The organism is Variovorax sp. UMC13 (assembly GCF_014170375.1).
Classification (GTDB): domain Bacteria; phylum Pseudomonadota; class Gammaproteobacteria; order Burkholderiales; family Burkholderiaceae_C; genus Variovorax.
Map to the genome: position 1 here is coordinate 38,325 of NZ_LZZW01000034.1, position 8,259 is coordinate 46,583.

The window sequence follows — 8,259 nt, forward strand, 5'->3', positions numbered from 1 at the left end:
CGGCGCCCCTCTCACACGAAATCGATCCGGACGACCGTGCGCCCAGGTCGGCTTTCGATGCGCAAGGGCACGCCGAGAGCCTGCGCCCGGGCCTGCAGCGCGCGCGGCGGCCGCGCGGCATCGAAGCCGATGCCGTTGTCGATCACGCGAATGCACACCGCGGTGCCCCGCATCGCCGCCTCGATGCGCAGCACGCTGGCCTGCGCGTGCTGCAGCACGTTCGAGATCGCCTCGAACAGCAGGAACTGCAATTGCCGCATGGCCGGCGCATCCAGCCGCGGCACGTGATCGAGTTCGTCCACCGCCCATTCCAGCGCGATGCCCGAACTGGCGAAGCGCGGCGTCATCCGGTAGCGCAGGCCGGCCAGCAGCGCGGCCGCGTCCCCGTGCGGCAGCTGGATCGAGTCGATGGACAGCTTGAGCTGGTCGAGCGAATCGCGCAGCGTGCGCAGCAGCTCGGGCTGCGTGGCCTGGCCCGACTGCAGTTGCCGGATCGCGGCGCTGATGTGCGAGCCCACGCCGTCGTGCATGTCGCGCAGGATGCGCTCGCGTTCCTGCGTGCGCTCCTGCTCGCGCGCGCCCCGCTCGAGCTGGGCGTAGGCCAAGGCGAGTTCGCGTTCGCGGTCGGCCACCCGGGCCGCCAGCGTGTGCAGCAGCTCGTGCGCCTGCACGCTGGCCTGGCGGAAGCGCCCGACCACGATGCCCAGCAGCGCCAGGCCGAACAGGGTCGAGGTGTAGCGCACCCAGGTGGTCTCGCCGTAGGCGTCGCTCATGCGGATCACCAGCCAGTCGCGCGCCGCCACCGCGACCGTGAGCGCCGCCACCGAAGCCACCAGCACCCGCGCCAGGTTCGGCCGCCGCACCGTCGCGCCCATGAAGAACAGCACATAGGCCGTGACCGCGACGATCTCCAGCGCCAGCCAGCCGGTGAGCCAGCGCGGCTCGGCGCGGGTGAGCGCGACGTAGCAGGTGATCACCGGCATGGTGAACACCACCACCACGGCGCGCCGCAGCCACTGCATGCCCGGCCGGTCCTGCCAGCCGGCCAGCTGCTGGCAGAACATCACGACCGAGGCGGCCCAGCCCGAATAGCAGGCCGTCATCAGCACGCCCCAGGCGACCCAGGGCAGCGGCGGGTGGCGGATGGCGCCGTCCGCCACCCGCAGCGCCCAGCAGAACTCCGCCAGCGCCGCCCACAGGTAGAGGCGTTCGCGGCGCCGGCGGCCGTCGGCGCCGATGTCGACCTGCGTGAGCCAGAGGGCCAGGGCGACCGCCCCCACCACGATGCTGAAGGCCGTCAGCAGCACCGTGCCGGTGAATCGCCAGGCGTAGGCCGGCGAGAACAGGGCGTTGCGCACCTGCACCGCCGGCCCCAAGGTGATCGGCGACAGGCCCGCGCGCCGCCCGGAGTCGGCGCGGATGCGCACCTGCACCCGGTTGTCGCCCGCGCGCAGCATGTGCGGGGGCACCGGCACGTAGACCGGCGTCTTGGCATAGTCGGCGCCGCCGCCATGGACCAGGTCGCCGAAGGTCTGGAGCAGATGGCCGTTGAGCCCGACCTCGAAGGCGCTGCCCGCGCGCGGGATGTACATGCCCCAGGGTTCGGCGGGCACCTGCGCCATGGTGAAGGGCAGGTCGAAGACGGCGCTGCCGGGCCGCCCGTCGTGCCGACGGTCCCAGTGGTAGGGCAGGGTCACGGCCTCGCCGCCGGTCACGCCGTCGACGGTGCTGACCACGCTGCCGGCGCGCAGTTCGATCCACGGCGCCGGGCCGGCCTGGCCCGCGGCATGCGCCGCGCCGCACAGCAGCAGCGCCAAGGCCAGCAGGCCGAGGCGCAGCCGCTGCAGCAGGGGCGCCGGGTCAGGTCCGGGCCATCGCACCGGATCGGGAAGCGCGGCAAGGTCTTTCATGGCTTCTCAAGAGGCTGAGAAAAAGAAAGGATCTTGCCGCCTTTGGCGCGGAACCGGGTCGCGTCAGACCACGCCCTGCGCCAGCATGGCGTCGGCCACCTTGACGAAGCCCGCGACGTTGGCGCCGTCGACGTAGCTGATGCGCCCGCCCTCGCCTTCGCCGTAATGCAGGCAGGCCTCGTGGATGCTCTGCATGATCTGCAGCAGGCGCGCATCGACCTCCTCGCGCGGCCACGACAGGCGCGAGGCGTTCTGGCTCATCTCCAGGCCCGAGGTCGCGACGCCGCCGGCGTTGCTGGCCTTGCCCGGCGCGAACAGCACGCCGTTGGACTCGAACACATGCACCGCCTCGATGGTCGAAGGCATGTTGGCGCCTTCGGCCACGCACACCACGCCGTTCTTGACCAGCGTCTTCGCGTCTTCCTCGCCGAGTTCGTTCTGGGTCGCGCTGGGCAGCGCCACGTCGACCGGCACGTGCCAGGGCGTGGCACCGGCCTCGAAGCGGGTGCCGGCCACGCGTTCGGCGTAGTCGCTCACGCGGCCGTAGAGGTGGTTCTTCACCTCCATGAGTTCGGCCAGCTTTTCGGTCGTGAAGCCTTCCTCGTCGATCACCGTGCCGCTGGAGTCGGACACCGTCACCACCTTGGCGCCCAGCGCCAGGGCCTTCTCGATGGTGTACTGCGCCACGTTGCCCGCGCCCGAGACGCTCACGCGCAGGCCGTCGAAGCTGCGGCCCTGGCGCTTGAGCATCTCCTGCGCGAAGTAGACGTTGCCGTAGCCCGTGGCCTCGGGCCGGATCAGCGAGCCGCCGAAGGACAGGCCCTTGCCGGTGAACACGCAGTCGGCGCGGTTGGTGAGCTTCTTGACCATGCCGGTCAGGTAGCCCACTTCACGCCCGCCCACGCCGATGTCGCCGGCCGGCACGTCGGTGTAGGCCCCCACGTGGCGGAACAGCTCGCTCGCGAAGGCCTGGCAGAAGCGCATCACCTCGCCGTTGCTCTTGCCCTTGGGGTCGAAGTCGGAGCCGCCCTTGCCGCCGCCCATGGGCAGCGTGGTCAGCGCGTTCTTGAGCGTCTGCTCGAAGGCCAGGAACTTGAGGATCGACAGGTTGACCGAGGGGTGGAAACGCAGGCCGCCCTTGTAGGGGCCGATGGCCAGGCTGTGCTGGATGCGGTAGCCGCGGTTGACCTGCACCTCGCCGTGGTCGTCGGTCCAGGACACGCGGAACATCACGATGCGCTCGGGCTCGACCAGGCGTTCCAAAAGGCTGTGTGTCAGGTACTTGGGATGGCGAGCGATGAAGGGCCAGAGGCTCTGCATGACCTCGGTCACGGCCTGGATGTATTCCGGCTGCCCGGGGTTGCGTTGCGCCACATGGGCCATGAACTGTTCGACGGTCGCGTGCTTCATCTCGCTCCTCAAAGGTGCACTTTGTCAAAAAACGTGCATTTTGAGGCCTGTTTGGTGCGGCGCCCTGCTTTGACCTGGTGCATGCCAGGACGGCGTCAGGGGATGAAGGCCGCCGCCGCGGCCCCGCAAGACGCGCTCAGGCGGCGGCGCGGCTCAGCATGCGGCCGGCGCGCGCCAGCACCCGGGCCTCGCCGCCGCGGTAGGCGCACTGGCCGTTGACGAAGACATGGTCGATGCCTTCGCTGACGCCGTGAGGCCGGTCGTAGGTGGCGGTGTCGCGCACGGTCTCGGGGTCGAACACCACCACGTCGGCCATCAGGCCCACGCGCAGCAGGCCGCGCTCGCCGATGCGCAGGTTGCGCGCGGTCATGCCGGTCATCTTGTGCACCGCCTGCTCGAGCGTGAACAGCCGGCGCTCGCGCCAGTAGCGCGCCAGCACGCGCGGGAAGGCGCCCCACAGCCGCGGGTGCGGATGGCGGTCGTGCGGCAGGCCGTCGCTGCCGATCATGGTGAGCGGATGGGCGATCACGCGCTCCACGTCGTCCTCGCTCATCTGGAAGTAGCAGGCGCCGCCGGGCTGCAGCCTTCGGCAGGCCGCCTGCTGGTCCACGCCCCATTCCGCCGCCACGTCGGACAGCAGCCGCCCGGTCACTTCGGGATGCGGGTCGGACCAGGTCAGCAGCACGTCGATCACGCCGTCGACCAGGTCCTCGCGCAGCACGGTGGAGCCGGCGACATAGGGGTAGACGTCCATCGCGATCGGCTGGCGCAGCGCCAGCGCCTCGACCAGCGGCAGCGTCTCCTTCGTGCGGCCCCAGTTGGCCGGGCCGGCGCACTTGTGGTGCGAGAGCACCAGCGGCACGCCCGCGCTGAAGGCGGTGTCGCCGGCCTCGTGCATGGCCTCGAGGATGCTCGCCATCTCACTGCGCAGGTGGGTGGCATACACGCCCCCATGCCGGGCCACGATGCGCGCCAGCGCGGTCACCTCCTCGGCCGGCGCCTGGAAGGCCTCTTCGTAGAACAGGCCCGAGGACAGGCCGTGCGCGCCATCGGCCATGCAGCCCTCGAGCAGGGCCGCCATGCGTGCCGCCTCCTCGGCATCGGCCGGCCGGTCCAGCGCGGCCATGGCGGCGAAGCGCAGGGTGGTGTGGCCGACCAGCGCGGCCACGTTGAGCGCCGGCTGCGCCGCATCGACCGCGGCGCGGTACGAAGCCATGGTGTCATGCCGGAACGAATCGGCGCCCAGCAGCGTGAGCGGCGGGCGCGACTGCGGCGTGCGGTAGGGGGCGAGCGAGATGCCGCAGTTGCCGGTCACCACCGTGGTGATGCCCTGCGACACCTTGGGCAGGCACAGCGGGTCGCGCAGCACGATCGCGTCGTCGTGGGTGTGGGCATCGATGAAGCCGGGCGCGATGACCTTGCCGCGGCAGTCGACCACCTCGAGCTCTTCCGGCGCCATGCCCGCGGGCAGGCGGGTGCGCAGGCCTTCGCCCAGGGCCGCGATGCGGTCGCCGACCAGCAGCACGTCGCCGGGCCAGGCCGGGCCGCCGGAGCCGTCGATCACCAGGCCGTGCTCGAGCAGCACCGGCCGGCTCACGAGGCGCTCCCGCGGCCGCCGCCGGGCGTCTCGTGGGCGGCCGGGCCGCTCACCAGCCCGCCGCCGTCCCAGCTCTGCAGCGGGTGCGTGGTGGCATCGATGCCGTGGCGCTGGAAGGCCTCGCGCGCGCGCTGCAGGCGCTGCATCGCGGGGTCGCCGCGGCGCTGCGCGACCAGCACCGTGAGGATCTCGATCACCGTCAGGTGCGTGAGGTAGGCGTCGATGCCCACGTGCATCACCGCATCGTCGGGCACCGACAGGCCCAGCAGGAAGTCGGCCTTGGCCGCCAGCGCGGTGCCGGGCCGCGTGAGCGCGACCACGCGCGCGCCCTGCCCGCGGGCGATGTCGACCGCATCGAGCAGCGAGGGCATGCCGCCCACGTGCGAGATGGCGATCACCACGCCGCCCGGCCGCTGGGCCGCGCCCGCCACCTGCTGCAGGTGGTAGTCGGACCAGGCGTTGGCCGACAGGCCGAGGCGGAACAGCCGCGCCTGCAGGTCGCTGGCCATGAACCAGGAGGTGGCGCCCGCGCCGTACAGGTCGACGTGCGGCGCCGCCGCGATCGCGGCCACCGCGCCGTCGAGCACCGCCATGTCGAGCTGGCTGCGCACGCCCGCGACCGAGGCCGCGGCGCTGCGCGAGATCTTGGCCACCACCTCGTCGGCCGCGTCCGAGATGTTGACGCGCCGGTGCAGCGGCGAGCCGCCGAGCGCGAGCTCCTGCGCCAGCGCGAGCTTGAACTCGCGCAGCCCGGCGAAGCCCAGGTCGCGGCAGGTGCGCATGATGGTCGGCACCGAACTGCGCGAGCGCTCGGCCAGCATCTCGAAGTTCTCTTCGAGCACCCGGTCCGGGTCTTCCAGGATCAGGTCGAGGATGGCGCGCCGCGTCGCGGGTGCGCCGCTGCGGATCTCGGCGACGCGTTGAAGAAGGGACGGTGACATCAGTGGCTCCGGGGCCGGGCCGCCGGCAGGGGAAGGGGAAAGGCGGCGCACAGCGCGCGCGGGCAAGAAGGGTTCGTCATGGCTAGAAGTGCATGACCACCGCGTCGCTCACGCGGTAGTCGTTCTCGACCACCGGCATCCAGTGCCATTTGTCGAAGGTGGTGCAGGGATGCGAGATGCCGAAGCCGATGCGCTCGCCCACCACCGGCGCCAGCGCTTCTTCGCCGGCCTCCCAGCGCAGGTAGGCATGCTGGTCGTTGAGGCCGCTCACGGTCCAGCCCGGCGGCACCGGCGCGGTGGCGACGGCGCCGCGCGCGGCGCGCGCGATCGGCACCGGCATCGACAGGTCGAAGGACACGTCGCGCTTGCCCATGGCGACGATCGCCAGGCCGGGCTCGGGCACCGACTGCACCGTCGCCCAGACCTCCAGCGCCGCGCGCAGGCTCTCGCCGGCCGCGCAGCCCAGGCGCGCATCGACCGCGCGCTGGTAGCGCTGGTAGGTGCCATGGTCGTGCGTGATGTAGCAGCCCGAGCGCAGCACGCCGCGCACCGGCCGGCCCAGCACCGGCGCGAGCCGCGCCGAGACGATGTCGTAGATGGCGGAGCCGCCGGCCGACACCAGCACCTCCTCGGCTTCGAACCAGTCGTTCGCGACGGCCTCGCGCGCGACGGCGTCGATGCGGTCCATCAGCGCGTCGGTGTAGGCGCGGTCGTGGCCGCTGTCGCCGGTCGCGCCCTGTCCTTCGTAGCATTCGATGCCGACCAGCCGCAGCGCGGCGCTGGCCTTGACAGCCGCGGCCAGCGCCACCGCCTGGGCGTGGGTGCGGCAGCCGGTGCGCGCGCCGTCGATGCCGATCTCGACCATCACCTCGAAGGGCAGGCTGCCCGGATGGCGCGCGGCCCAGTCGTCGATCAGCGCCAGCTGCGCGAGCGAGTCGACCAGGAACACGATGCGCAGGCCCGGATGCGCGCGCAGCAGCTGCTGGATGCCGCCCAGGTCCTCGTCGCTCAGCACCTGGTTGGCGATCAGCGTGCGCCGCGCGCCGGCGGCCACGCCCACCGCCAGCTGCGTGACGGTGGCGAAGGTCAGGCCCCAGGCACCGGCCTCGAGCTGGCGCCGGAACAGCTGCGGCGACATCGTGGTCTTGCCGTGCGGCGCGAAGCTCACGCCCCAGGCGTCCACCCGCGTCTGCATCCAGGCCAGGTTGTGCGCCAGCGCCTCGCGCCGGAGCACGGCCAGCGGCAGCGGCAGGTCGCCGGCCAGCAGGTTCCAGCCGGCGTCGCCGACGGCGCTGCGCGGGCGCGCGGCCTGGGTGCGCGGGTAGCCCTTGTAGCTGCCGTCGAGCAGGGGGTCGAGGAAGTCTCTGTCAGTCGGGTGAGAGGTCATGGAAGTCGTCCTTCGGCGGTGTGCGCCAGCAGATCGGTGCGGAGGCAGGCGCGATGATGCCCGGGGGAAACTTCGACCAGCGGCGGCACGGTCTGCGCGCAGGCCTCGATCGCATGCGGGCAGCGCGTGCGGAACACGCAGCCCGAGGGCGGCGCGATCGGGCTCGGGATGTCGCCCTGGAGCGCGACATGCTGCGTCGGCTGCAGCGGGTCGGGCTTGGGGCTCGCGGCCAGCAGCGCCTGGGTGTAGGGGTGCGTGGGCCGCGCGAACAGTTCGGCCGTGCTCGCCACCTCCATCACCTTGCCGAGGTACAGCACCACCACGCGGTCGCACAGGTACTCGACCACGTCGAGGTCGTGCGAGATGAACAGCATGGTGAGCGACAGACGCTCGCGCAGGTCGGCCAGCAGGTTGATCACCTGGGCCTGGATCGAGACGTCGAGCGCCGACAGCGGCTCGTCCGCCACGATGAACTCGGGCTCGACCGCGAGCGCGCGCGCCACGCCGATGCGCTGGCGCTGGCCGCCCGAGAACTCGTGCGGGAAACGGCTGGCGTGCTCGGGCCGCAGGCCCACGGTCTCCAGCAGCTCGGCGATGCGCGCATCGCGCGCCGCGGCGCCCTTGTGCAGGCCGTGGGTGGACAGCGCCTCGCCCAGGATCGCGCTGATGCGCATCTTGGGGTTCAGGCTGGCGTACGGGTCCTGGAAGATGATCTGCAGCTTGCCGCGCAGCTTGCGCAGGCGTTCGCCGGAGAAGCTCCCGATGTCCTCGCCGCGGTAGAAGACCGCGCCGTCGGTGCGCTCCACCAGCCGCAGCACGGTGCGCCCGATGGTGCTCTTGCCCGAGCCCGATTCGCCCACCAGGCCCAGGGTCTCGCCGGGGCGGATGGCGAAGGAGACGTCGTCGACCGCGCGCACCGGGCGCGCGCCGGAGCCGAAGTACTTCTTGAGTCCGCGGACTTCGATCAGGGGGGTGGCGGTGGTCATCGTGGGTGCTGGGTGTGGACTCCCTTCC

6 protein-coding genes are annotated in these 8,259 nt (G+C 71.9%); all 6 read right to left on the minus strand.

The window, feature by feature from the left end; translation table 11 throughout:
* Positions 1-11 precede the first annotated feature (11 nt).
* The 6 genes from A9977_RS34715 to A9977_RS28965 all read right to left on the minus strand — a co-directional run bounded on the left by A9977_RS34715 (position 12) and on the right by A9977_RS28965 (position 8,231).
* On the minus strand, positions 12-1,910 hold the full coding sequence (locus A9977_RS34715; RefSeq protein WP_183028263.1) for a histidine kinase: 1,899 nt from the start codon (positions 1,908-1,910) through the stop codon (positions 12-14).
* Positions 1,911-1,973: 63 nt separating this feature from the next.
* Positions 1,974-3,320, minus strand: a complete 1,347-nt coding sequence (gene gdhA / locus A9977_RS28945) for an NADP-specific glutamate dehydrogenase (RefSeq protein ID WP_183028264.1) — start codon at positions 3,318-3,320, stop codon at positions 1,974-1,976.
* A 136-nt stretch (positions 3,321-3,456) separates the two neighbouring features.
* Entirely contained in the window at positions 3,457-4,917 is a 1,461-nt protein-coding gene (locus A9977_RS28950; protein ID WP_183028265.1) for an amidohydrolase family protein, read from the minus strand.
* Positions 4,914-5,858, minus strand: a complete 945-nt coding sequence (locus tag A9977_RS28955; protein ID WP_183028266.1) for a MurR/RpiR family transcriptional regulator — start codon at positions 5,856-5,858, stop codon at positions 4,914-4,916. Before A9977_RS28955 ends, A9977_RS28950 begins: the two co-directional genes overlap by 4 nt.
* Positions 5,859-5,940: 82 nt before the next feature.
* A complete protein-coding gene (locus tag A9977_RS28960) occupies positions 5,941-7,245 on the minus strand; it encodes an amino acid deaminase (RefSeq protein ID WP_183028267.1) in 1,305 nt (434 codons plus the stop codon).
* Positions 7,242-8,231, minus strand: a complete 990-nt coding sequence (locus tag A9977_RS28965) for an ABC transporter ATP-binding protein (protein WP_183028268.1) — start codon at positions 8,229-8,231, stop codon at positions 7,242-7,244. The genes A9977_RS28960 and A9977_RS28965 overlap by 4 nt, the downstream gene beginning before the upstream one ends.
* Between the last annotated feature and the right edge of the window lie 28 nt (positions 8,232-8,259).